The organism is Oceanobacillus sp. J11TS1 (assembly GCF_018333215.1).
Taxonomy (GTDB): Bacteria; Bacillota; Bacilli; order Bacillales; family Amphibacillaceae; genus Oceanobacillus.
On record NZ_BORO01000006.1, the window covers coordinates 136,498 to 160,908 of the forward strand.

General features: G+C 34.6%; 23 protein-coding genes, 1 pseudogene and 1 other annotated feature (1 of these 25 only partly in view). Of the genes and pseudogenes, 20 read left to right on the forward strand and 4 right to left on the reverse strand.

Annotated features, from left to right (window positions below; genetic code table 11):
- Window positions 1-2: 2 nt before the first annotated feature.
- Complete coding sequence (locus KI343_RS07110) at window positions 3-716, reverse strand: GAP family protein (protein ID WP_212925733.1); 714 nt, start codon at window positions 714-716, stop codon at window positions 3-5.
- A gap of 98 nt (window positions 717-814) precedes the next feature.
- Here KI343_RS07110 and KI343_RS07115 point away from each other — a divergent pair, with 98 nt between their 5' ends.
- From KI343_RS07115 to KI343_RS07190, 16 genes and pseudogenes are all read left to right on the forward strand, one after another.
- The gene (locus tag KI343_RS07115) at window positions 815-1,417 is read left to right on the forward strand and encodes a TetR/AcrR family transcriptional regulator (RefSeq protein ID WP_212925734.1); all 603 of its coding nucleotides are present in this window, start codon (window positions 815-817) and stop codon (window positions 1,415-1,417) included.
- Between the two features lie 237 nt (window positions 1,418-1,654).
- A complete protein-coding gene (locus KI343_RS07120) occupies window positions 1,655-2,527 on the forward strand; it encodes an AraC family transcriptional regulator (RefSeq protein WP_212925735.1) in 873 nt (290 codons plus the stop codon).
- A 373-nt stretch (window positions 2,528-2,900) separates the two neighbouring features.
- Window positions 2,901-3,200, forward strand: a complete 300-nt coding sequence (locus KI343_RS07125) for a DUF2089 family protein (protein WP_212925736.1) — start codon at window positions 2,901-2,903, stop codon at window positions 3,198-3,200.
- On the forward strand, window positions 3,200-3,487 hold the full coding sequence (locus KI343_RS07130) for a hypothetical protein (protein WP_212925737.1): 288 nt from the start codon (window positions 3,200-3,202) through the stop codon (window positions 3,485-3,487). Before KI343_RS07125 ends, KI343_RS07130 begins: the two co-directional genes overlap by 1 nt.
- Before the next feature lie 714 nt (window positions 3,488-4,201).
- Window positions 4,202-4,666 carry a hypothetical protein gene (locus KI343_RS07135; protein ID WP_212925738.1) on the forward strand — a complete coding sequence of 155 codons (465 nt, stop codon included), beginning with the start codon at window positions 4,202-4,204 and terminating at the stop codon, window positions 4,664-4,666.
- Window positions 4,667-4,833: 167 nt separating this feature from the next.
- A pseudogene (locus tag KI343_RS20550) lies at window positions 4,834-5,124 on the forward strand (CPCC family cysteine-rich protein).
- A gap of 122 nt (window positions 5,125-5,246) precedes the next feature.
- Window positions 5,247-5,429: a Fe3+ hydroxamate ABC transporter substrate-binding protein gene (locus tag KI343_RS07145; protein ID WP_212925739.1), complete on the forward strand. Its 183-nt coding sequence runs from the start codon at window positions 5,247-5,249 to the stop codon at window positions 5,427-5,429.
- 197 nt (window positions 5,430-5,626) lie between these two features.
- Entirely contained in the window at window positions 5,627-5,833 is a 207-nt protein-coding gene (locus KI343_RS07150) for a helix-turn-helix transcriptional regulator (protein WP_212925740.1), read from the forward strand.
- A complete protein-coding gene (locus KI343_RS07155; RefSeq protein ID WP_212925741.1) occupies window positions 5,830-6,147 on the forward strand; it encodes a hypothetical protein in 318 nt (105 codons plus the stop codon). The genes KI343_RS07150 and KI343_RS07155 overlap by 4 nt, the downstream gene beginning before the upstream one ends.
- 859 nt (window positions 6,148-7,006) lie before the next feature.
- Window positions 7,007-7,375 (forward strand): ArsR/SmtB family transcription factor, encoded by a 369-nt coding sequence (locus KI343_RS07160; RefSeq protein ID WP_212925742.1) that lies wholly within the window; start codon window positions 7,007-7,009, stop codon window positions 7,373-7,375.
- Window positions 7,368-9,509 carry a heavy metal translocating P-type ATPase gene (locus KI343_RS07165; RefSeq protein ID WP_212925743.1) on the forward strand — a complete coding sequence of 714 codons (2,142 nt, stop codon included), beginning with the start codon at window positions 7,368-7,370 and terminating at the stop codon, window positions 9,507-9,509. The genes KI343_RS07160 and KI343_RS07165 overlap by 8 nt, the downstream gene beginning before the upstream one ends.
- 498 nt (window positions 9,510-10,007) lie before the next feature.
- Window positions 10,008-11,291: a histidine--tRNA ligase gene (locus KI343_RS07170; RefSeq protein ID WP_212925744.1), complete on the forward strand. Its 1,284-nt coding sequence runs from the start codon at window positions 10,008-10,010 to the stop codon at window positions 11,289-11,291.
- A 506-nt stretch (window positions 11,292-11,797) separates the two neighbouring features.
- Window positions 11,798-12,412, forward strand: a complete 615-nt coding sequence (locus KI343_RS07175) for a PH domain-containing protein (protein WP_212925745.1) — start codon at window positions 11,798-11,800, stop codon at window positions 12,410-12,412.
- Between the two features lie 164 nt (window positions 12,413-12,576).
- Complete coding sequence (locus tag KI343_RS07180) at window positions 12,577-13,011, forward strand: VOC family protein (protein WP_306432551.1); 435 nt, start codon at window positions 12,577-12,579, stop codon at window positions 13,009-13,011.
- 393 nt (window positions 13,012-13,404) lie between these two features.
- On the forward strand, window positions 13,405-14,190 hold the full coding sequence (locus tag KI343_RS07185; RefSeq protein ID WP_212925746.1) for an FRG domain-containing protein: 786 nt from the start codon (window positions 13,405-13,407) through the stop codon (window positions 14,188-14,190).
- Between the two features lie 258 nt (window positions 14,191-14,448).
- Window positions 14,449-14,901 (forward strand): GNAT family N-acetyltransferase, encoded by a 453-nt coding sequence (locus KI343_RS07190; RefSeq protein ID WP_212925747.1) that lies wholly within the window; start codon window positions 14,449-14,451, stop codon window positions 14,899-14,901.
- A gap of 109 nt (window positions 14,902-15,010) precedes the next feature.
- Here KI343_RS07190 and KI343_RS07195 read toward each other — a convergent pair whose 3' ends face one another.
- Window positions 15,011-15,925 (reverse strand): class I SAM-dependent methyltransferase, encoded by a 915-nt coding sequence (locus KI343_RS07195; RefSeq protein ID WP_212925748.1) that lies wholly within the window; start codon window positions 15,923-15,925, stop codon window positions 15,011-15,013.
- Window positions 15,926-16,280: 355 nt separating this feature from the next.
- Window positions 16,281-16,880: a TetR/AcrR family transcriptional regulator gene (locus tag KI343_RS07200; RefSeq protein ID WP_212925749.1), complete on the reverse strand. Its 600-nt coding sequence runs from the start codon at window positions 16,878-16,880 to the stop codon at window positions 16,281-16,283.
- A 179-nt stretch (window positions 16,881-17,059) separates the two neighbouring features.
- Between KI343_RS07200 and KI343_RS07205 the strand changes: the two genes are divergently transcribed.
- From KI343_RS07205 to KI343_RS07215, 3 genes are all read left to right on the forward strand, one after another.
- Entirely contained in the window at window positions 17,060-18,127 is a 1,068-nt protein-coding gene (locus KI343_RS07205) for a linear amide C-N hydrolase (RefSeq protein WP_212925750.1), read from the forward strand.
- A 697-nt stretch (window positions 18,128-18,824) separates the two neighbouring features.
- Entirely contained in the window at window positions 18,825-19,211 is a 387-nt protein-coding gene (locus KI343_RS07210) for a hypothetical protein (protein WP_212925751.1), read from the forward strand.
- 159 nt (window positions 19,212-19,370) lie between these two features.
- Window positions 19,371-20,708 (forward strand): D-serine ammonia-lyase, encoded by a 1,338-nt coding sequence (locus KI343_RS07215; RefSeq protein WP_212925752.1) that lies wholly within the window; start codon window positions 19,371-19,373, stop codon window positions 20,706-20,708.
- Window positions 20,709-20,799: 91 nt separating this feature from the next.
- Here KI343_RS07215 and KI343_RS07220 read toward each other — a convergent pair whose 3' ends face one another.
- The gene (locus KI343_RS07220) at window positions 20,800-21,384 is read right to left on the reverse strand and encodes a YdhK family protein (RefSeq protein ID WP_212925753.1); all 585 of its coding nucleotides are present in this window, start codon (window positions 21,382-21,384) and stop codon (window positions 20,800-20,802) included.
- Window positions 21,385-22,090: 706 nt separating this feature from the next.
- Between KI343_RS07220 and KI343_RS07225 the strand changes: the two genes are divergently transcribed.
- Window positions 22,091-23,992 (forward strand): endonuclease MutS2, encoded by a 1,902-nt coding sequence (locus tag KI343_RS07225; protein WP_212925754.1) that lies wholly within the window; start codon window positions 22,091-22,093, stop codon window positions 23,990-23,992.
- Between the two features lie 156 nt (window positions 23,993-24,148).
- Window positions 24,149-24,411 (forward strand) — a binding site (T-box leader); it runs 2 nt beyond the window's last position.

Consider the following 24,411-nt stretch of genomic DNA (forward strand, 5'->3'; position numbering starts at 1 on the left):
TTTTAATTTAATATGCCTCTAAGACCGATGTTGAAAAACACTGCACCCACGATTCCTAACGCTACCAAGAGGGAAGAAATTGGAGCTTCCTTTAATTTTGACCTGATTTTATTTAGAAATTGTTGTAGTTTGTCTTTAAGCGCAATATTAACTCCTAAAAGTAGTAGAGAAGGAAGCACCATTACAAGATTGTACCCAGCTATAATTAAGATGGAAGGTGTAGGCTCAATTGTTAGGTGATCCATTAACAAAATCGAATAAAAGTAAGGCAATGCAGTTACAGATTCAATTAGAAAAACAAGGATTCCTAATACAACCATCCCTTTAATCGTAGTGTTTTTGGGTATAATGGAAACGAAACGTTTTTTTGTAGTATCTTTTGGTTTACTGAAGCTCATTAAAACGAGAACTGTGCCAAGAAGGACATAACCCCAATTGAAAAAGTCAAATTCCGATAATTGCTCGATTCTCCTTAATAGTGAATCTCCACCAAAGTAAAGAAATAAACCCATTAGAAAATAACCTAATTGCGTAATAGACAAAAAGACAAGCAAGCGAGAAGATAATTGATTAGGTTGTGTCAATAATAAATAGGCTGTTACGGCAAGTACACCGGGACTTAATATATCTACTAAGGCACAAATAGAAATAATTATTAAGGCTGTGGATGTGGCTATTGATGAAGAAGGCATCATTGCTTCAATCGTTTCTATCAAATAAATAGTCCCTCCCTTATATTAGTGGTATTATTGTAATACATTGTGCTAAAAAATATAATAACACACTGTGTTAAAAAGGGGAAGTGATTTTTGTTATGCCAAAAATTGTTAATCATGAGCAAAAGCGGAAATCTATCGCTGAAGCAGCTTGGAATATTATGAAGAAAGAGGGATTTGAGAAAGCATCTATACGAAGAGTTGCTGTTGAAGCAGGTATGTCTGCTGGTGCGTTAAGACATTATTTTTCAACACAGGACGAAATGTTATTATTTATCATGAATTACTACCTAGAAGAAGGAAAAAAACGTTCTCAAAATAAAAAATGGTCAGAAAACCCATTGCAAGCAGTTGAGGAAGTTCTGTTAGAGCTTGTGCCAATGGACGAAGAAAAGAAAGTTGAAACAAGTGTTTGGTGGATCTTTGCACTTCGCTCACTTACAAGTGATACATTAAAAGAAAAAAAAGATGAAATGACTAACGGAACATATGAATTAGCGAATTCTATAATCCAAATTTTAATTTTACAAGGGATTTTATCTGAGCCAATTAATATAGAATTAGAAACGAGTAGGTTATCTGCATTGATTGATGGATTGTCCATTCATGCTCTGTTAAGACCTGATGTGTACCCACCAGAAAAGGTAAAGGAAGTAATCCGTTATCATGTAGAAACACTTTGCAATAAAAGTCAATGTTAATTGGCAAATGAATCCATTTTCATTCAATTGGATGTTACCAAAGCTCCAATTGTCTCGCTTTAGCTTTCATCTTCTTTATATTTTCCCCAATAATCTTTAAACTTCTTTCTAACATTAACTAGAGTTAGATATTTTATAAAAACCTTAAAATATAAATCCGACAATAACCGTTTCTGTTTCATCGGGTATTGTTTTATGGTCGTTACTATAATTAACACATGAAGGAGGGAATAAGTGGTGCTAAAAAGTATGAACGAAGCGTTGGATTATATTGAATCACATTTGAACGATGAGATTGATGATATCGACCTGGAAAGAATTACAGGAACTTCTATTTATCATTTTAGAAGGATGTTCTCCTTTCTTGCTGGCATGTCGCTAGGGGAATATATACGTAATAGAAAATTATCTAACGCAACATTTGACTTACTACAAGTAGGGATGAGTGTTACAGAAACAGCATTCAAATATGGTTATGATTCCGTTGATGGATTTTCACGTGCCTTTAAAGAATGGTCGGGAATCAGGCCTTCGGAGGTCAAACAGAAAAATATGCTTAAAGCATTTCCTAAACTCTCCTTCCAATTAACGATTCAAGGAGGAATTAATATGGATTATAGAATTGAGAAAAAAGAACCGTTTAAGATTGTTGGAGTGAAAAAGAGAATTCCCATTCAATTTGAAGGAGAAAATCAAGAAATTATAAAGTTAGCTAAAAGTATTACACCGGAACAAAGAGAAAAATTGCACAGTTATGCAAACATGGAACCGAACAACATCGTGAATGTATCCTATAATTTTGATGATGATCGTATGGAGGAAAAAGGCAGCCTTGATCATATGATTGGTTATCTTACAACAAAGGAGGCGGATTTTGACCAGTTTGATGTAGTAGAAGTTCCAGCTCTAACTTGGGCAATATTTTCATCTAAAGGTGCTTTTCCAAATATCATGCAAGAGACCTGGGGAAAAATAGCTTCAGAGTGGCTTCCTTCTTCAGATTATGAATTGGTAGAAGCTCCTGAGATTTCATTTGTAGGGGATTTATCCGATAAAAATAACGTTTATAGTGAAATTTGGATTGCAGTAAGGAACAAAGATGAGATTTAGCTAATAACAGGTCATAGAATATGGTGTGACCCGTTATTTAAAATTATATCTCTATAAAATGAGTAGTTCCTTAATAAAATTAATTCGGGCCGGAACCAATAGTGATTCGGTCCGTTTCTTTTTGTTCAATACTCCATCAATCTCTTATCTATTAAAGATTGAACTTTTTCTAATCATCTTATATCTATCTAAATGAATGAACATATTACTGCATTATTGTTTTACTTCTAATTTTTGTCTTCCCTTGGTTTTGTATCATCATATATAATAATTCAATAAAATATACAAATAAGTTTAACTAATATTTAAATAAACTTTAACTTTATTAAAAATTATGTTAAACTAATTTTAGAAAAGAGAAAGAGGTGAAATCATGGATATTAAAAATGTGCCAAATTGGATTCTATCCTTAGACGAGGAAGATGTGGAATTCATTAAAAAATTCGTAATGAACTCAGGGTCCTTAAAAGAAATCGCGATAATTTATGAGGTTTCTTATCCAACAGTGAGGATTAAATTGGACAGGTTAATTGAAAAAATAAAATTAAATGATGCTGCGGATAATGAGGAGTTTATAAAATTCATTAAACAGCTTTCAATTGATGATCGTATAAATTTGGAAGAAGCAAAATTAATTATAGAAAAATATAAAAAGGAAAAGGGGGAGAGCTAATGTTTGGTTTTGGTTTCTTTGATGTTTTTATTATTGCTGCAATCCTTGGTGTGCAATACTTCTTATCGTCTAGAAATAGTGTTTATTGGGGAGGGTTTATCCCATTAGTTTTCGTTGTTTGGCGTACTTGGATATTAATTAATGAAGACGAAAATTTTCTTGCTTATGTGTTAATTCTTTTAGTAGGGCTTGCCTTTCTTATTGGAGGATGGTATGAGGGGCGAAAAGCTCTTCATAATAAGAGGAAACAAGAATTGGATAAAATGAAATCCTATGATATCAAGTAGTTTGTAAGGGGAGGAAACAAGCTGGAACAACGGGAAGGCACTATGAAAAGTCAATAAACTTCAAGCTGAATCCCATATGGGCCCAGCTCTTTTCTTTATTCGGGACTTGAATACAAAGTTATTTATGAATAGCAATTCACGAATTCCTACAATCAGATGATTTAAAAGATATCATCGGTGATACACCTTATAAAGTTGTTGTTCGAGATAAAGATAGTAACGATATTAATTAATAAACAAAGCGGTACTTCCGCTGTGGAGTATCGCCAATCTATTATTATGGAAGTTGAATGGTTTTTGCCGACATCCCAAAACTATAATTGGTAAGTATCAATATTAGCTTCAGTAGGTATCTAGGAGAAACTGGGGAAGGAAACTCAAGAACTTCATAAGAGTCAAAAAAGTAGTTAATACTAAAAATAAGTTGTAAACTTTTCTGTGAAATTAAAAATCAACAAGACATTGCCAAGCGGTTTCAAGTTGGATGGGTTACCACCTGACTATACCCAATATAAAGGATTTTTTCTTTGTATCATAATAAATTCTTGAATACTGTGTTTGCTTTTAATATTTAGTTTTAGTTCATGCAAAACTAGTGATGTATGGTAAGGTTAACGAAAATAAGAGGGATTGTGAAATAGTGCTCTTAAACTATAGGGCAGAAGAGTTGAACATGGAAATATATTCTTTACAGTAGTTATTGGAGGTAAAGAAATGTCTGGAATTACATTTTTAGCATCATCCAAACCTTTTATAATACCAGATGAAATTCAAGAGTATAATAATCGGACTATTTTTGAAAAAATGGAAGACTGGGTAAGTCTATGGGTGAATGAAGTAGACAATTCTGTATGGGAGGAACTCGTAGAAGAACTCTTTACAATGCCTTACATTTATGAAATATCTGGTGCAAATAATAAATTATTTTTATTATATCTTGAAAAGTATATGGAAGAAGGAGATGTTTTGGAACTTATAGATATTCCAGATCAACACTCCTTCGCATACTACAAGAGAAGGTTATTAGAAGAGACTGAACCGATTATAATTAATGTTGGAAGTTTTACTTATCAAAATAAAAATGGAAAATATCAGTTAAACCCTAAAAGGTGGGTAGAGGAATTAAGTCACAAAAATTACTTAACTCAATATGGTGTCACAACAATTGTAAAATATTAGGTCGATACTATTTGTCATACCGTATTTTGACTTTTGATACTTTCAAAAAAAATATATCTTTCATTAACAGGTGTGATTGCAGAATGAAGCAGCCGCTTCTTTGCTAATAAGCAGCTTAGTAAAAAGGCTTAATGGGAAAATCTATAAAATGGTATCGAGGTGAAATCGTGAAATATACTTGTCCTTGCTGTAATTATAAAACATTAGATGAAGAACCTCCAGACACCATGACATTTGTGAAAGTTGTTTTTGGGAAGATGATGGCTACAAATATAAATATCCTGATGAAACAGGTGCTAATTATATTTCATTTAGAAAAGCACAACAAAATTTTAATGAGTATGAGCTAAAGGAAAATTAAGAGATTTGTAAGACTCCCAAATAAGTTTGATTTAAAAGACCCAAATTGGAACCTTTATAAATCAAGAGTTATCTTGTTCAATTATAGGGTGATTTAGTATAACAGAAAAATCGAGAATATGGTGGCGTTATTAAACTAAAGAGCAGGCTACTTTAAGAAACTATTACAATAGATAATCGTAATAAAGATAGAGAGTTGAAATTATTTGGAGGGGATTAAATGTTTGGAGAACCACCTAAATGCACTATTTGCGAAAAAGAAATAAAGGGCGATGACATCGTATTGGTAAAGATGCGTTATCCAAAACACAAAGGTATGACAGAGATTAAAGCCTATTTAAAAAATGAAGGAAAATTTATTTGTGAAGATTGTTATAATAACATTCAAATTAAACACTATTAAGTTTAGCTGGTACAATTGTTGAATTAGAGTAGTCGCTTTTTCATTAACGGGCAGGTTAGTACAAGAAGAAATAAATAATTGAAAAGAAGACGAATAAGATAAAAAGGGTGTAAAAAGAATTTGACAACTTTTTTATCTTATTTTATCATTAAAGTGTAAAAAGTTTTTTACACTTTGTAAATGTGGAGGCATATTGGATGGAAAATAGAATTAAGGAGTACAGAGAAAAGAAATCTCTCTCCCAAGGAAATTTAGCTGAATTATGTGAGGTGAGTAGGCAAACAATTAATGCTATCGAGAACAACAAATATGACCCAACTTTACAATTAACTTTTAATTTAGCAAGAAATTTAGGTGTTACAGTGGATGAGTTATTTTTCGGAGGGAAGGAGGATAAAGAATGAACTTATTTATTACACTCGTAATAGTTCCCCTTGTATTTATAATTATCATTGGGTATTTTACTGGAAGTAAGGAATTCATATTAGGACCGAATGATGATGAACGGAAAAAATCAATAAAACAGAAATCTATCGTTCAAAGCTGGGTTACCATAATTCTTTTCTTATTAACAAATTTTCTTATTGATTTATTTAATTTGCAAGATGAGCGTTTGTCTGATATCACCTTTATTTTTCCTGAACTTTTCTATTTAATTATTTTAGTAGTGAGCTACTTTATTTTTTTAGTAATAAATAATAAAAAAATGAGTGCATAATTTTTTCCTTTTGCACTAACGGGTACTTTGATGATAGTCTTAGTTGATTTAGGTGAGTAATTGCATTTAGAAAGGGATAAATAGTTGTTTTTAATTCATAAAATAGGGTATACTAATAATAGAAAGACATATAATTAGAAAGACCGCAGATGCTAGTACATCTACGGCCACAATAGACTGAACCCCATCAAGAGGGGTCAGGCGGCATCAGGAAAATAATCCCTCGCTTACCTGCTAAAGTTCATGAGGGGTTATTTTTTCTGGTTTTTATCAGCCATAATGAACGCTATTAACATCCCAAAGGATATCATTAGCGTCAACGAGCTTTCTAAATCCATTGGCGTCACCTCCCTCCTTTGGAAGTCTCCAGTCAAAGACTACCAACAGGATGAAAATGCCACCTTAACCCCTCATGTGAAGTCATTCTATTGTTGCATTTATTATAACATAAAGTTAAGTAGCCCAGTTAGAGGATCCTTATCTATAGTCGTCATTAATATGTTTTTAAAAAACTCCCTCCATGTAGAGACGATAATGTTGCTATGTCGCCAAACTTCGTAGAAATCCTTCATTTCAAGGCGTTTTACAAGCATTCTTACTTTGAGATAAATGGTGAAAATGGCAGAAAAAAAGTGATAAAAAAACACATTCATGTTGGTGTGAGGAGACATGTAAAAAATTAATATTTTAGTTTAATATTGATACTTACTTTTAGGCGTTCAAACAAATTGAGCGTCTTTTATTATTTCAAAATTGGAAATTATTTTTTATCCTATATTCAAATATATATTTGAATATATAGAGGAAATAAGATACCATATAATCAAATGAATATTAGAATGAAAATGGAGTGATGGAATTGGCTAAAAAAGACATGTGTGAAGTTTATTGTTATGACGAGGAAAAAGTCAATCGTATACAAAAAGAACTACAAAAAGAAGATTTATCTTACGTTTCCCAATTATTCAAAATACTCGCAGATGAAAATCGAACAAAAATTTCCTATGCATTGTGTATAGATGATGAGCTATGTGTATGTGATATAGCCAATATCATTGGTTCCTCTGTAGCAACTGCCTCCCATCATTTAAGGACACTTCATAAACAAAAAATTGTGAAGTACAGAAAAGAAGGTAAACTTGCTTTTTATTCATTGGATGATGAACATATTAAGCAATTAATTTCGATTACGTTAGCCCATCAAAAAGAGGTGAAAGCAAATGTCTGAATCACTCACAAAAGAAGAAATGAAAGCTTACCGTGTTCAAGGATTTAGTTGTGCAGGTTGTGCAAAAACTTTTGAAAATAACGTAAAAAAATTACAAGGGGTGGAAGACGCTGAAGTAAATTTTGGAGCGTCAAAAGTTTATGTTAAAGGGGATATAACTATTGAGGAACTTGAAAAAGCAGGATCATTTGAGAATTTAAAGGTGCGAGATGAAAAAGAACAAAAGATAGTACATGAACCTTTTTGGAAGCAAAAAGAAAATATAAAAGTCTATATTTCAGCAATATTGCTTTTAGTAAGTTGGTTTTTAGGAAAACAATTAGGAGAAGAGCACTCTCTTCCGACTATTGGGTATGCAGTATCTATTTTAATTGGCGGCTACACGCTCTTTATTAAAGGTTTTAGAAATCTTAGTAGATTACAATTCGATATGAATACGCTTATGACTATCGCGATTATCGGTGCAGCCATCATTGGTGAATGGATGGAAGGAGCGACGGTTGTTATCCTTTTTGCTATTAGTGAAGCATTGGAACGTTACTCCATGGATAAGGCCCGACAATCCATCGAGTCATTAATGGATATTGCGCCGAAAGAAGCCTTGATTCGTCGAGGCAATGAAGAAATGAGTATCCATGTGGATGATATTCAAGTTGGCGACATTATGATTGTAAAGTCTGGTCAAAAATTGGCAATGGATGGCATAGTGTTGAAAGGAATGTCCACTATAAATCAAGCTGCCATTACAGGTGAAAGTGTTCCGGTTGCAAAGGCAGTAGACGACGAAGTATTTGCCGGAACATTAAATGAAGAAGGTTTGCTTGAGGTTAGAGTCACCAAGCGAGTGGAAGATACCACACTTTCAAAAATCATTCATCTTGTAGAAGAAGCTCAAGCAGAACGCGCACCTTCTCAGGCATTCGTTGATAAATTTGCTAAATACTATACACCTACTATTGTGATTTTAGCTATGTTGATTGCTGTTATCCCTCCATTAGTTATTGCTGGGGATTGGAGTACATGGGTTTACCAAGGTTTAGCTGTACTCGTAGTTGGTTGTCCTTGTGCTCTTGTTGTTTCTACTCCCGTTGCTGTAGTGACCGCCATTGGAAATGCTGCAAAAAATGGTGTACTAATTAAGGGTGGTGTCTATTTAGAAGAGACTGGAAACCTTAAAGCCATTGCTTTTGACAAAACAGGAACCTTGACAAAAGGGATTCCCGTTGTCACAGACATTGTAACGTATAGTGGAAGTGAAGATGAATTAATGACGATTACAGCAGCAATTGAAAAAGGATCACAACACCCTCTTGCTTCCGCTATTATAAGAAAGGCGGAGGAAAACAGATTACATTTCAATGATGTATCTATGGAAGAATTTCAATCTATAACAGGAAAAGGCGTCAAAGCACAGATAAATAATAAAACATATTATGTTGGAAGCCCAAGTCTTTTTGAAGAACTGCACAATCAAATAAGAAGTGATCAAAAAGAAAAAATTATCCATTTACAAACTGCAGGAAAAACGGTCATGGTTTTAGGGACGCAAACAGAAATACTTGCATTAATTGCTGTAGCAGATGAAATAAGGGAGACATCCAAAGAAGTTATCAATCAATTAAATCATCTTGGAATAGAAACAGTCATGTTGACAGGTGATAATCAACGAACTGCAAAAGCCATTGGACAACAAGTTGGGGTTGTCGATGTTGAAGCTGATTTACTGCCAGAAGATAAGTTGACTTTTATTAAAGAACTTCGAAGAGAACATAAAAATGTCGCCATGGTTGGGGACGGTGTGAATGACGCTCCAGCACTGGCAGCTTCTACAGTTGGAGTAGCTATGGGTGGTGCAGGAACTGATACAGCACTAGAAACAGCAGATATTGCTCTTATGTCTGATGATTTAAATAAGTTACCTTATACTGTTCAATTAAGTCGAAAAGCATTGACGATTATCAAACAGAATATTACTTTTTCTTTGGGGATTAAAGCTGTTGCATTATTGTTAGTTGTACCTGGTTGGTTAACACTCTGGATAGCGATATTCGCAGATATGGGAGCTACATTACTTGTAACATTAAACAGTTTACGGTTACTGAGGATAAAAGATAAAAAATCAAATTTAAATTAAAAATATCGATATTCACATTTGAAACGCTGTTACAATCAGGCAAAAAGCACCAAGCAGTTGGGGTAGTAACGGATTGGCGAGGAAAAAGTATTAGGAACGTGTAGATGTACGAAATTCATTACTCCTGCCCTTATAAAGCAGGGGAGGATCTATATAAGCAGATTCGTGAAGAGGTTTCCTTTATAGCACATTGTATTCTTGTAAAGGGATAATGAAATTTTATTTAGCTAACAAAGCAGTATAGATCAAAAAAGATATTGATAACTACATCGAAATATGATACATTAAGTGGAAATTAGAGGTGAGTATTTATGCGTTTATTTAATAAGACAATTAACTCGTTCTCACAACTACATCATCATATCAAGTAGCCTTGCTATTCGATTTTTTAAAATCGCAAATAGGAAGGCTATTTATCATTAAACCGTATTTGATTAAGTTCAACCCTTAAATCAAGTGCGGTTTTTTATTATTATAAAAAAATTGGAGGAAAAGAAAATGAAGAAAATGGATTATCAAAATGTAAAGGGTACTCAAGATTACTTACCGAATGCTGAGGAAGTAAGAAGAAACATTAGAAGAACTTTGGAGGACGTATTCATCCAATACGGTTGTAAACCACTGGAAACACCTATATTAAATTATACAGAATTACTAGCTTCTAAATATGGTGGTGGAGCTGAAATATTAGAAGAAATGTATACATTAACTGATCGAGGCGAAAGGGATTTAGCTTTAAGATATGACCTTACTATACCATTTGCAAAAGTTGTTGCAATGAACCCTACACTTAAAATGCCTTTTAAGCGATATGAAATAGGTAAAGTCTTTAGGGATGGACCAATTAAAACAGGAAGGTTTCGAGAATTCACACAATGTGATGTTGATATTGTAGGTGTGGATTCACAAATAGCCGAAGCTGAATTAATGGTTATGGCATTGGATGCCTTTAGGAAACTTGATATACAGGTAACAATCCAATACAACAATCGAAAATTACTAACTGGAATGCTTGAAGTGTTTGGAACAGAATCTGAAAAAATCAATAAGGTTGTTTTAATTCTAGATAAACTTGAAAAAGCCGGATTAGAAGCCGTTGTTTCTGAGCTCAACGATCAAGGATTATCAAATTCAACAATTACTTTAATCAAGCAGTTTTTAACTGATGATGGGAATTCAAGTTTTAGCTATTTTGAAACTTTTGCTGAACAAAATGAAGAGGCAAGGCAAGGTTTAAATGAATTAAAAGAGTTAGAATCATATCTTGAATTTCTAAGTGTTAATAATCAGTGCGTATTTAATCCTTTTTTAGCAAGAGGATTAGAGATATACACGGGTACTATTTATGAAATATTCTTATCTGACCAATCTATTAAATCAAGTATTGGGAGCGGCGGAAGATATGATAATGCAATTGGTGGGTTGATAGGTACAAACGAAAACTTTTCAACAGTAGGAATATCATTCGGCTTAGATGTGATTTATACGGCTATGATTACATCTGAGAAAGAATTAAAAGAGAATAAGAATGTAGATTACTTTATTGTTCCATTAGGTACTCTAAAGGAATCTTTATTGGTGGCAAATTATTTAAGAAATAAAGGCTATAAGGTCGAATTAGAAATGAGTAACAAAAAATTAGGAAAAGCCCTTGATAAAGCAAACAAAGAGAAAATTCGTAGGGTTATTATTATTGGAGAGGATGAGGTCAAAAATAATCAATTTAAAGTAAAAGATATGATTTCAGGTGATGAATGGATTGAATCATATCAGTTTAAATGATATAACAAATCCCTATTGTAATTAAGGGTCTGTTACTGAAGATAAAGTAGAATAGATTTTTTAATACCATAAAAATTCAGTGTATTAGATTAATCTGACAAATAGACTAAGTGTATTATGTTGAAGTGGTAGTCTTGCTGTCGAGAGTGGGAGAGTAAAGGGGTGACAAAAGGCACTGAATGGTATGCTGCTTTTAGAATGATTCAGAAATAAAAAATAACCATCATATTAATGACCGTTATTTTTTATGGAAGTAAATAGCGAATTAGATTAAGACAGAATTATCAACAGAACACTGCAGGATAAGTAAAAGACGGGCTATTACAAATTGTTCTTTTTTCATCTGGTTGTGCCATTCATATATTTTTCACCTAATCAATTTCTATTATTATATATTTCCGTTAAAATAGCATTGTTAGGACAAATTATCACAGAATCAACTCTTAGTACTGGACTGGATAAAAAATTACTGCTTAGGGAAGATTTGTTAGAGGAGGATATTTTATATGTTTAAAAAAATTGCTAGTGATGCATTAGGATTGAGTGATATTGGTAAAATTATTCAACCAGAAGATTTTGATAAAACGGAATCAGATGACTATGTTTTACATGAAGAAGGGGAACGAATTCATTTTCTAATTAAATCAAAATCAGATGAATACTGTTTTACAAATCGTGCATTAATCCACTTAGATGGAGAAAAGGCATCGAGCAGTAAGCGAAATATTTATCGGTATGATTACTACTGTCATCCCATTCAAAATGTTACAGTAGAAACGGCTGGTACGATTGATTTGGACCTTGAAATAAAATTTACGATTGGTGGACAAGTTATTTCCGTAGATATTGAAAAAAAGGAAGATGAAGCAATTGCGGATTTATATAAATCGCTAGTTACTATTTCACATATTCAAGATAGCGAGGCAAGAATCAAAGGATATGCGAAAGACAGTCTTGAACTATCTAAAAACTTATTCACGGATAATCGTTTTCAAGAGGGAACTATTTCCAATGAATTTGAAAAAGCAACAAAATTTGCTTTTGATTGGTTGGGTACAACCTATAATGAAAATACAAGAAAAGATTTTGGTGATGTCTTTAATAAGTATATTCAAAATTAATAAGAATTAATGAAGGAAAGGCGTCTCTTATTATATAGTGCAACAGATCGTCTTTAATTAAGTGGTTATTTGATTGGATGATAATAAAGCAGAATAAAAACAAGTACATTGTGGAAGATAATAGAACAGGTGATACGAATAATTAGAAGTAAGGAGAGTGCTAAATGATGCATGGTGTAGAATTTGATTTTGTTGTAAAAGATAGCAAAGCTGCGCTGGAACAGTATAAATCTATTTTTGATATAGAAGTAGTAGAACAAACAGATTTTAAAGTAGGCAATAACGAAGCGGTATTCAATATTTATGGTACGCGTTTCCATATGCTTGATGAGAATCCCGAATACCAACTATTTGCACCGAAAGAAGGAGTTCCGCAATCATTTTGGTTTAATATTGTGGTTCCGAACATTCAAGAAATATACGAAAAAGCGATGGCCGCTAATGCTACGGAAATTCAGCCTGTAACAAGAATGGAAGAAATGGGCATCTCAAATGCCATGTTTGCTGATAGTTACGGATATGTATGGATGTTACATGAGATTCACCGCGAAGTATCTTTTGAAGAGCGCATTGACATTTTGAGTAAAGACTTTGAATAAATGGATATGATGATATTTTTAGGGACTCCAATTAAAATGTCATCAGCGTCCTCTGAAATCTTTAGGATAAGCCAATAAATGAAAAAAAGAAAGGCGTTTCTAATTCCTTCATGGAAGATAGGGACGTTTTTTTATATTGGTTGACCGTTACTTTACCGCCGATTATTGTTCTCCATATGTATTTGATTGTACTTTTAGCTCTGGCAGAAATGGATTCTTTTTTTTATTTAATGCATAGCAATTAAACTGAATCACTTGTGAGGTAAGCATTGGTAGGTTATTAAAAAATTTCTGTGAATAACCAGGGGGAATTAAGGTTATTTTGTATTATTGGATATAATTAATGCAATGCTAGTGATATTCATTAAATAAAAAGTTTAAGGAGAATATAACATGAGCAGTACAATTAAAGCAAAAAGTTGGATACATATTCAAGAGATTTTATTTAGTTTTGAGAAAGGAGCTGAGCATGGAAGGTATAGATCATCCTTAGCATATCGTGGAGTAGATGAAGCTAGTTTTGAATTAAAAACTAGCTTAATGAGATTAAATAACCTTAGAGCTGAAAATCATTTATTAAGGAACTTTAAGAAATATGCTAACACAATGTTGAAAGATAATGATAATATTTGGGAGTTATTAGCAGTAGCTCAGCATTATGGCTTGCCAACGCGGTTATTGGATTGGTCTTTTTCTCCATATGTTGCACTGCATTTTGCAACTTCTGATGTTAGTAAGTTCGATAAGGATGGAGCAATATGGTGTATGGATATGGTAAAAGTTAGAACATTATTACCTGGGAAATTGAAGAAGATTATAGATGATGAAGGTTCTTTTGTGTTTACAGTAGATTTATTAAAAGATTTTACGCTTGATGAATTTGATAACCTGAATAATGGTAAAGACTTTGTTATTTTTTTAGAACCGCCTTCGATTGATAAAAGAATTGTCAATCAATATGCAATGTTTACAATAATGTCTAACCCAGATAAAAATCTAGATGATTTATTTCAAGAGCATAACGATGATATTTACACAAAGATTGTTATTCCTAAAGAATTGAAATGGGAAATTCGAGATAAACTAGATCAAGCGAATATTAGCGAACGTATGATTTTTCCAGGGTTGGAAGGCGTCAGTGCATGGTTAAAAAGATATTATACTAATATAAATAATTGAAAATAATTACGAATAAACTTTGGTGATGCTACTACATCAATTTTTATAGTGTACCACGACAGCGTTTACCACATGTGAAGAAGGCAGCGCTACTTTCTTCACAAGAATCTACCTTTCCGGTCTACGGTAAAAACCCTGTCACTAGAACATATAAGCGGGCAAAAACTAAAGATTGATATTAATGTTTGTTAAGGTTATCTTGAAATCGAGATAATGTTTTGGTGTGGTTGTATTCAAATTACAATTGGGGGTATATGGATGGAGAATAATATTGTAGCTTATAAAAAATTGCAAGCTGGAGATGATTCGGAATTCTCCGAGTTGGTGTTATTGTTTAACAAGGTGTTTCAGTCTCCGAATTATGTGAATTCTTTAAACGTCAAGCGTCTTTTGAATAACCCTAACTTTGTATGCTTTGTGGCTTATATTGATAACAAGATTGTAGGAGGGTTAACCGCATATGAATTGGAGATGTATGATCAAGAGGGATCTACGATGTATATATACGATTTGGCGGTCAGTGAAGACTATCAGCGTAATGGAATTGGAAGTAGGCTAGTTAATGAGATAATGGATTATTGTAGAGCAAAAAAGATAAAGGATATGTTTGTTCAAGCTGATGAAGTTGATCGACATGCTATTCAATTCTATAAGAGGATCGGAGGAGAACAATCCAAAACATTTCACTTTTCTTTTAAGACATTCGATTAAACCATAATACGTTGGTTTGTAACATAACGGTAGGAGCGGGACTTAAAGATTAATTAATAAAAAGCCGTCCAGACACTAGTGCGTGATTGGACGGCAACTTTACGGGAAGCTATTTCTTTACCGCATGTATATAATGATTCGTTTCAAAGGCTGATAGGTAGTCGTTTCTGTCGGAAAAGTAAATTTCATCAATTTCACTTGGAGATAAATGTTCATAAATAAGTAATCCTGCTTTTTCCAACATATTCTCGACTTCATTATAAGAAAAGCATGATTTCATTGGTTCACCACTTGCTGCAGCCATTTTTACCATGTTTGAAACTCTATTTGATTTTCCGTTTACACTAAATAGAGATTCATCCGCATAATCAAAAACAATGGAACTACCCATTGGAACCTCGTTAAATAAATTCTCCATTAAACTTGAAATTTCTTCTTTCGTTAAATAATATGAAACGCCTAAAAGACTAAAGAATGTTCTAGTGTCCTTAAACCCCTCTATTACTAAATCTTGATAAGTAAATGCCTTGGTGAAGTCCATCGAAACAAAATGGAGGTTTTGTGGAATATCCAAACGAGCGTTGGATAATCGTTTCATTTTAAATGCTTGTGTCGCTGGGTGATCAATTTCGAATATCTCTAAATTATTTTTTAATTCTGGGTGACGAAAGCAAAAGGTGTCTAGTCCAGCTCCAAGTATCACATACTGTTTTACTCCTAATATAACTTCATGCAGTAATACTTTTTCACAATATGCAGAACGTGCTAAGGGTGTTGGGGAAAGCTGAACTTGTGTAATCCATTTTAAGATTTCATTCGAATTATTTTTAACCCTTTGCCCAAGATCTTTGTGGAAAAATTGTATTCCATTAATCATATTCTTGCTGATAGCTGAAAACTCTTCCTGGGAAATTAAATCTTTTGCAATAAAATCATCTAAAATTTTAGGTTTGTCATATTTACTGTGATATGCACGGCCAAAAGCCGAAACAAGGGAAGTTAAACTGGACTCATTTTGGTTCATACTATTTTCCTCCCATATAAAAAATAAGGTCCTCCTGGCCAGGAGAACCTTATTATACACAAGTTAATTATAACTGTAAATTATAGCATAAATAAATTATTTTGTCAAATGAATTGATTGCTTTGATTTTCTTTTTTAGTTGTGCCGGCTAATTTGCGAGACGCTTAACCTATGACTCCGCCCGCGACTCCTATCGCCACCAAGAGGGAAGAAACTGGAGCAAAAGAAGGGATAGTTGGAACAGGCCTCGGCCCGTACATATTCCTATAGAAGAAAAAATATATGTGCACGTAATTGTTTTGTTGGTTCTCTCCGTACATTACCTCAGCAGAAGGCAAATTATTATTACTCTAAATTACTGATTATCCCCGCTACCTTGGTGTTGAATTCTCTTTAAATGGATTTCCATATTCGCATCAACATTTGCCATGATTTTTATCATTTTCTCTCTAGGATAAGCAAAATCTGAATCAGCCCATTTACTTATCATTGCAAAGCAGCCCTGGAGGTGATATTCGGCATAGTATTCCAACTCCTCACTGATGTCGGTGATATTCAATGCAATACGCCAGCTCTTTAAGCAGGCATTCTTAAAAAGCAGCGCAAGGTTGTGGAGGAAGTTATGGGTGCTTTTATTACGAAATAGCATCTTGCAAAGCTGCTTGTTTTCATTAATATAATCAAATAAAATTTTATAGTAGTCATTTAAAGACAGGAAAAAGTTAGAGCTAATAAGATCATTTAATTCCTCAAGCACAGTATCCTCTATCTCTTGGTAGAGGCTGTAGATATCCTCATAGTGGGCATAAAATGTAGACCTGTGGATATCTGCTTTGTCCGTGAGCTCTTTCACGGTTATACTGCGCAATTCTTTCTCGCTTAATAATTCCGCAAGTTCTTCACGCAACGCTTTTTTTGTTTTTCTGACACGCCTATCGTTCTGCATCTTGCTCATTATATTCATCTCCTTAATCCAACACATTCGCTTATAAATGTCTGATAACCGCCATTTCCTCCCTATATTGAACATTGTAACCTTTATTCGTCTTATATTATAATATTTATAGAAAGAAAAATAACACGTGTCTGGTAATCAACTTCATGTCTTGAATCTTTTAAAAGGAGGTATGGATTATGGAAGAACAGAGAGGGAGTAAGGAAAAACACATGAGGCGTAAATGGATGATCCTAACAGCAGCTGTTGTGCTGGTCATCGTGCTTGTAGTGGGGACAGTAACTCTATTTAATAGAATTAGAACGATGAGTAGTGTCCAGCGTGTCGAAGGTGATTTGTATAGTGCTGATTATTATGCCGACTACAAGCTGGACGAGGTTTTGGAAATGGGTGTAAGCAGTGTCGAAGAGTTGGAGACAGCTTTATCCAAAAAATTATTTTTTGGCTATCCAATCGAGACAAACGAAAATTTGTTTGGTTGTAGTGCATTTGCTGCAACTACACCAGAAGGGAAACACATCGTAGGTAGAAATTTTGACTACGCTCAAGCGGGCGCATTACTGCTATATACGCAGCCGGAGAATGGCTACCGTTCATATTCAATGGTGAACTTGGCACATCTCGGAGTTTCGGAAGAGCAAGGTACAATGCCCGAGACCTTAAAAGGGAAATTGTCTATCCTGGCAGCACCCTATGGCAGTGTAGATGGTCTGAATGAAAAAGGGTTGAGCGTCTCTGTTTTAGAATTGGAAACAGAGCCTACTTCTCAAGACAGCGGAAAAACAGATATTACGACAACTTTAGCTGTACGAATGCTGCTTGATAAAGCTTCAACAACTAATGAAGCTATTGCTCTGTTAGAGAAATATGATATGCATTCTTCAGCAGGAATGCCTTATCATCTGTTAATATCAGATGCGTCAGGACAAACCGTTATTGTTGATTGGGCTGACCAGAAAATGAATGTAGTAGATACCCATTTTGCTACTAATTTCCAGCTCTCACCAGGAGATGATTATGGAGTGGGCATCGGCCATGATCGATATGATAAAATGAAAGAAATCCTTGATGCTACAGATTCTACGCTGACACCAGAAGAAGCAATGAATCTTCTGGAAGAAGTTAGCATAGAGTGGAACGGCGAATGGGATACGGAGTGGTCAGTGGTATACCATATTGATGACTTTGCGGTAGATATTAGTAATGATATGAACTACGATAAGGTTCACCACTTTTCCAAGGATTAGTTTTGGCCAATAGTCACTATGTACACGTCGTGCATAGCTGAAGATGCTACATGGTTTAGAATAAATGAAACCATCTTAATACAGACCTTTGATTTCGTAAAATAATCATTTTGCGATTTCAAGGTCTTTTTGTTTTTTATTCTATGGTGTGGCTACCCTAATCTTTTAGTCAATATGGATGTTACCTTTTGGTGAATAACAAAAGATCTATCATTCTGTACAATACCAGTTCACTTCGACCTACAATAGAATTCTTGATAGAAATGTATCAATAGCCTTACTAATTTTTATCCTATTCAAACGTAATTATCCCTGAATCAATGACCGATTTTATAGGGATTATAATTGTTATTTGCATTTTTAGCTGGAAAACCATTCAATTTAAAAACCAAGAAACAGATAATGCCGCAAAATCTGTGAGTTAGCTGAACGGAGCCTTATCGTTTGCGATTTTACGTCAGAAATAGCACTAAGACATATTTAAAAAAGTTCCTCCAAGCAGGTCCAATAAGGATCGTTTCTTCATTTACTTCTAAAAGCGTTTGACATTGGATAGACGTATCGTGATTATGAACACGAGCGGGAATTCTCAAGTAAGCTCGTTTTATTCGGGAGTATGTTATAATCTATTAAAACTCCTAGCGTACTAGGAGAAGAAACTAGCAAAAGATTATAAGTGAAACTTGGAGGAATCGGCATGAAAGAAGCCATTTTAGTATTGGTAGATATTATAAACAATCTTCATGATATCATTGCTGCGACATTCGGTATGGATATGACAGATAAACAATTACATTTCTGGATTTTTGGAATTCTAGGTATGATTACTTTCTTGTTTGTTTATATCGTTTTTAAAATTATCTCTAAAATGAAGTGGAGCATTGCTATTTTTGCATTTCTCTATTCTTTTACGGTAATGGTGGTCTTAGCTTTTGCTGTTGAAATTCAGCAAGCATATACGCAGAGAGGAAATATGGAATTTGCAGATGCTGTGATGGGCTTATGGGGATTCATTGTCTTTTTTGCAGTGTATGCCGTGATAGGGATTATCGGTTATTTTATTTACCAGGCTTTTAAAAAATAAAGGAAGCACCTTGTTAGAATTTGCAGATAACAAGGTGCTTTTTCACGATTATTTTTAGCAGCATAGTCTGGGAGCCAATACTTTGGTAAAATCAACTAATCTTAAAAAATGTTATAATCTAGCTTAACAGACTATTTCAAAGAAGAGGTGATGAGCTAAATGACAATCGTAAAGGGGAAATCGATCAATGAATGGATAAGTGCGTTCCCGGATTTTGGACCCATATTAAACTATACTCCATTTTATTGGGGCAACCCATATGCAGGGGAGAAGGGAACAGCTTCACAGGAGCAGCCGCTTCAATTAGAGGATATCCAAGATGCAGAAGAACGATTAAAACGCTTTGCCCCTTTTATCGCCGCAGCTTATAAAGAAACGGAGAAATCAGAAGGAATGATTGAATCTCCATTGAAGAAGGCAGATCAGATAAAGGCAAGAATAGAAGAAATCACCGGACAAACCATACCAGGTGCTTTCTATGTGAAATTAGATAGTCATTTACCGATTTCTGGTTCTATTAAAGGAAGAGGCGGTATTTACGAGGTACTGAAATACGCGGAAAAGCTATTGCTAGAGCATCATCTATTATCGGAAAAGGATGACTACAGCAAGATTGCTGAAGAGAAGTATCGAGATTTTTTCTCGCAATATACGATTCTTGTCGGCTCAACAGGGAATTTGGGTTTGAGTATTGGTGTAATCAGTGCCAAGCTTGGATTCCGTGTGGTTGTTCATATGTCAGCTGATGCGAAACAATGGAAAAAAGATCTATTAAGAGAGCGGGGAGTACAGGTTGTAGAGCATCCATCCGATTATAGCAAGGCTGTCAAAGAGGGTAGAAAAGAAGCAGAAAATGATCCGAAAAGTTATTTTATCGATGACGAAAATTCAAAAGACTTATTTTTAGGCTATGCGGTGGCAGCCATTCGTTTAAAAAAACAATTGAAAGAACAAAAAATCCAAGTAAGTCCTGATAATCCGTTGCATGTGTATTTACCATGCGGTGTCGGCGGAGGACCGGGCGGCGTTGCATTTGGTCTGAAAGCTGTCTTTGGGGATGCTGTAAAATGTTATTTTGCGGAACCGACACATTCCCCTTGTATGCTTATTGGAATGATGACAAGAATGCATAATGAGATTTCTGTGAATGACTTTGGTTTAGATAATCAAACAGCAGCAGACGGATTAGCTGTGGGGAGAGCCTCCGGTTTTGTCGGAAAAGTCATGGAGCCGCTTCTTGAAGGAATTTTTACTGTAAGCGATGAGCAAATGTTCCGGTTAATTGCGGAGATGGCAGATGCAGAAGGAATTCATCTGGAGCCTTCTGCTGTTACGGGGCTAATGGGTCCTTCTTATGTAGTCCAGAATAACCCGAATATAACAGAAGGACATACACATATTATCTGGGCTACTGGCGGAAGTATGGTTCCAGATGAAATAAAAGAAGCGGAATATCAAAAAGGATTAGCCTTTAAAAGGAAATCTGACGTAAAATAATTACTTTCATACACAAAGAAAACGCAAATCAAAAGCACTAAACTCTAATGATTTGCGTTTTCTTAAGATTAGCATGATTCTTCAATGATTATTATTCGACAGGTGACAGCTCACTTTCTATTACCCATTTATGATTTTTTACTTCCTCTCCGCCAGTGGTCGGGACAAAATCAACCATGTAGACGGTCGTCTCTTCTGCAGAATCAATCGTTGCGGTGGCCCCTTTCATCCCTTCCATATGGTCGGCCAGCAATGTAACCTCTGTCCCTGGCTCTAAAGGAGCCTCACCGGCATCCTGTATTTCTTCATGAATTACCCATTTATGATCGGTCACTTCTTCGCCGCCGGTTGTCGGTGTGTAAGTGACTGTGTAAACCGTCGTGTCATAAGCGCCTGTAATGGTTGCTTCAGCCCCATTCATGCCTTCCATATGATCTGTTTCGATAATGGCATGACTGCCGACTTCATAGGTTGGATTTTCAGCTTCTTGCAAATCCGCTGGTACTTCTCCAGAGCTGGACATATCATGCCCTTCATGTGCCCCGGAATCTGTCTCTTCCTGTGTTTCTGTTTCTGCATTTTCTCCGCTGTTTTCATTGTCCGTACTGTCTCCGCATGCCGCTAAAAATAAAAGTACGGCAGCAAAAAGCGTTATCCAAAACTTATTTCTTTTCATTGTATCCCTCCGTTGCTTTTTCACTTATCATTTACCCGCTATTTAATAACTATAAGTTACTCCTTTCCATCTATCATTATCATACCCTAGATAGGTATTGGAAAAACATAAAAATTATCTTTTTTATTCTGTGTATAAGAGGTAGTATTACCATATTTTAAGGATGCCCTTATTCCATGGGTGCGGGAAGAGCCTTTAAATAATTTCTTTTCATTTCGTTTGTTAGCCTCTTTACTATTAATGTATTGCGTCGTATAATGGTCTAAATGTATTAGATTTCAATGACATTCTTAACAATAAGAGGTGCATTTTTGTGAGTGCAGTAGGTTCTAAATAGGATAAATTTAAATGAAATAAATACGTTACAATAAAGGGTTTTTACAACTCTTATTTTGTTACGAGTTTATTTCGAAACCTATGAAGATACCTATTGAACTTTATAAGCATGTAAATAGGAGAGGTCTAATCTTAACGATCGATAAACCTGTTTAAACAGATGCACATCACATGACTTATAAATGTAAAGAAGCTGCGGTATCCCTGCGGCTTTTTTTATTGGAAAAAATTCTGTTTTGCAGAACATACCATTGGAATCTAATGAATGGGTATCTTCATTCATCCTATTATTTCTTAATGGAAGTGATTCAAGAGATGGTCGCACTAACCACTTGATCTTAGAAAATGAACTTTGTGAGGAGAATAGATAATGAATGATACGACTTATGAAAAATTACAATATAACGAGTTAAAACAAATTGTTAAATCCTACTGCGTCAGCGGTCTTGGTAAACAATTAATTGATAAATTAAAACCGAATGATAATGTTAAAATCGTGGAAATACGACTAAATGAAACAACGGAGGCGGTGGCAGTTCTGAATACAAATAGCCGTGTGCCATTCCTTGGAGTTTCGAATATTGAAAATATCATGCAACGTTTGGAAAAAGGGATGATTCTTTCCCTAGAGGACTTGGTTAATATATCTGATTTTCTTCGGGGCTGTCGAAAAATCAAAAAATATATGCTTGATAAAGCATTTATTGCCCCTATGTTGGCATCCTATGCAAATTCAATGACAGAATTTCAGAGCATTGAAGAGGAAATAAATTTTTCCGTAAAAGGGAATCAAATCGATTCATCAGCAAGTAAAGAATTAAAACGTATTCGAACGAATATACAGGCTGCTGAAGTTAAAGTGAGTGAGCGTTTAAATCGATTTTTGAGAAGCAGTGTTCATAAAAAATATCTTCAAGATACTTTTATAAGTAAAAAAGAGGAACGCTATACGATACCAATTAAAGCTGCTTATAAACATCATGTGGAAGGAACCATCATCGATACTTCAGCTAAAGGATCTACTGTGTTTATCGAACCAGCTGTTATCAGCAAATTAAATAATGCGTTAGCTGCATTAAAAGCAGAAGAACAAATGGAAGAATATCAAATCTTAGCCACTTTATCTGGGATGATATTAGAAAATATCGGTCAAATGAAAATAAATATGGAATTAATAGGCCAATATGACATGGTCTTTGCCAAAGCAAAATATAGTAAACAAATCGATGGGATAGAGCCAAAATTAAATGACCATGGATATATAAAGCTGGTGGATTGTAAACATCCGCTTTTATCCGGTGAGGCAGTCCCTTTGAATTTAGAGATTGGGGATGATTTTCGAAGTCTTATCATTACAGGGCCGAATGCGGGAGGAAAAACAATCGTCCTTAAATCCATTGGTCTATTAACGTTAGCAGTGATGTCAGGATTTCATATAGATGCGGCTAAAGGAACAGAAATCGGATTGTTTGAGAATATCTTTGTAGATATTGGTGATAACCAAAGTATTGATAATGCTTTAAGCACCTTTTCTTCTCATATGCAAAATATTTCCGACATTATGCGTCAAGCCAACAACCGTTCTTTATTGCTCTTTGATGAGATTGGTAGCGGAACAGAACCCAATGAAGGCGCAGCACTTGCCATCTCAATCCTAGAGGAGTTTTATCATATGGGATGTATTACAGTGGCCACCACACATTATGGGGAAATTAAACGTTTCTCAGAAATGCATCCAGATTTTATGAATGCAGCAATGCAGTTTAATAGCGATACGTTAGAGCCGTTATATAAATTAATTTTAGGAAAATCAGGTGACAGTAATGCGCTTTGGATTTCTCAGAAAATGAATATTCGGGAACACGTACTTCAAAAAGCAAAAGATTATATGGAGAACAAAGAATATAATTTAAAAATCATCAGTAAAGATAAGATTCACAAACCTAAGGCTGTTAAAAAAGAACCTGAAGTTTTCTATGGGTATGAAAAAGGCGATCGAGTGAAGCTATTAGAGAAGGATGACGCTGGCATTGTGTACCAGGGAGCTGACAATTATCATAATGTGGTCGTTTTCTATAAAAATGAGTTTATAAAGGTTAATATAAAACGCCTTTCTTTAGAAATAAAAGCAAAGGATTTGTATCCGGAGGGGTATGACTTAGATGCTTTATTTGTTGATTATCATACCCGGAAAATGGATTATGATTTGGAACGCGGTTCTAAAAAAGCGCTTCGCAACATCGAAAAAGAAATCAGAAAAAATAGGGAATGATACAAAAAAGAAAGTGAGTCCTAAAACTAGCAAAAGGCTCTCCTTAAAGTGAATAGGAACACGTAAAATGGATTCAAATAAAATTAATTTAAATAATTTAAAAATTTCTCTTTCTATTCTCTGATAAATCTGATAAGATAATGGAAATATCAAAATAGGAATGCAGGGATAAGGAATAGTACTTGTCGAACTTGTTTACAGAAAGTTGCTGGCTGATGCGAAGCAATAACAAGAAAGCAGGGAACTCACCTTAGAGCAGCCTTAATGAAATAACGATTCAGAGTAGTTAAGGACGGAAACCCGACCGTTACAAGGGAAGGATATAAGACAGGATTGTCTGTATCTGGATAAGCGCATGGTAATATTTCATTGCCATGAAATCGGGGTGGTACCGCGTAAGCATAAGTCTTTCGTCTCCA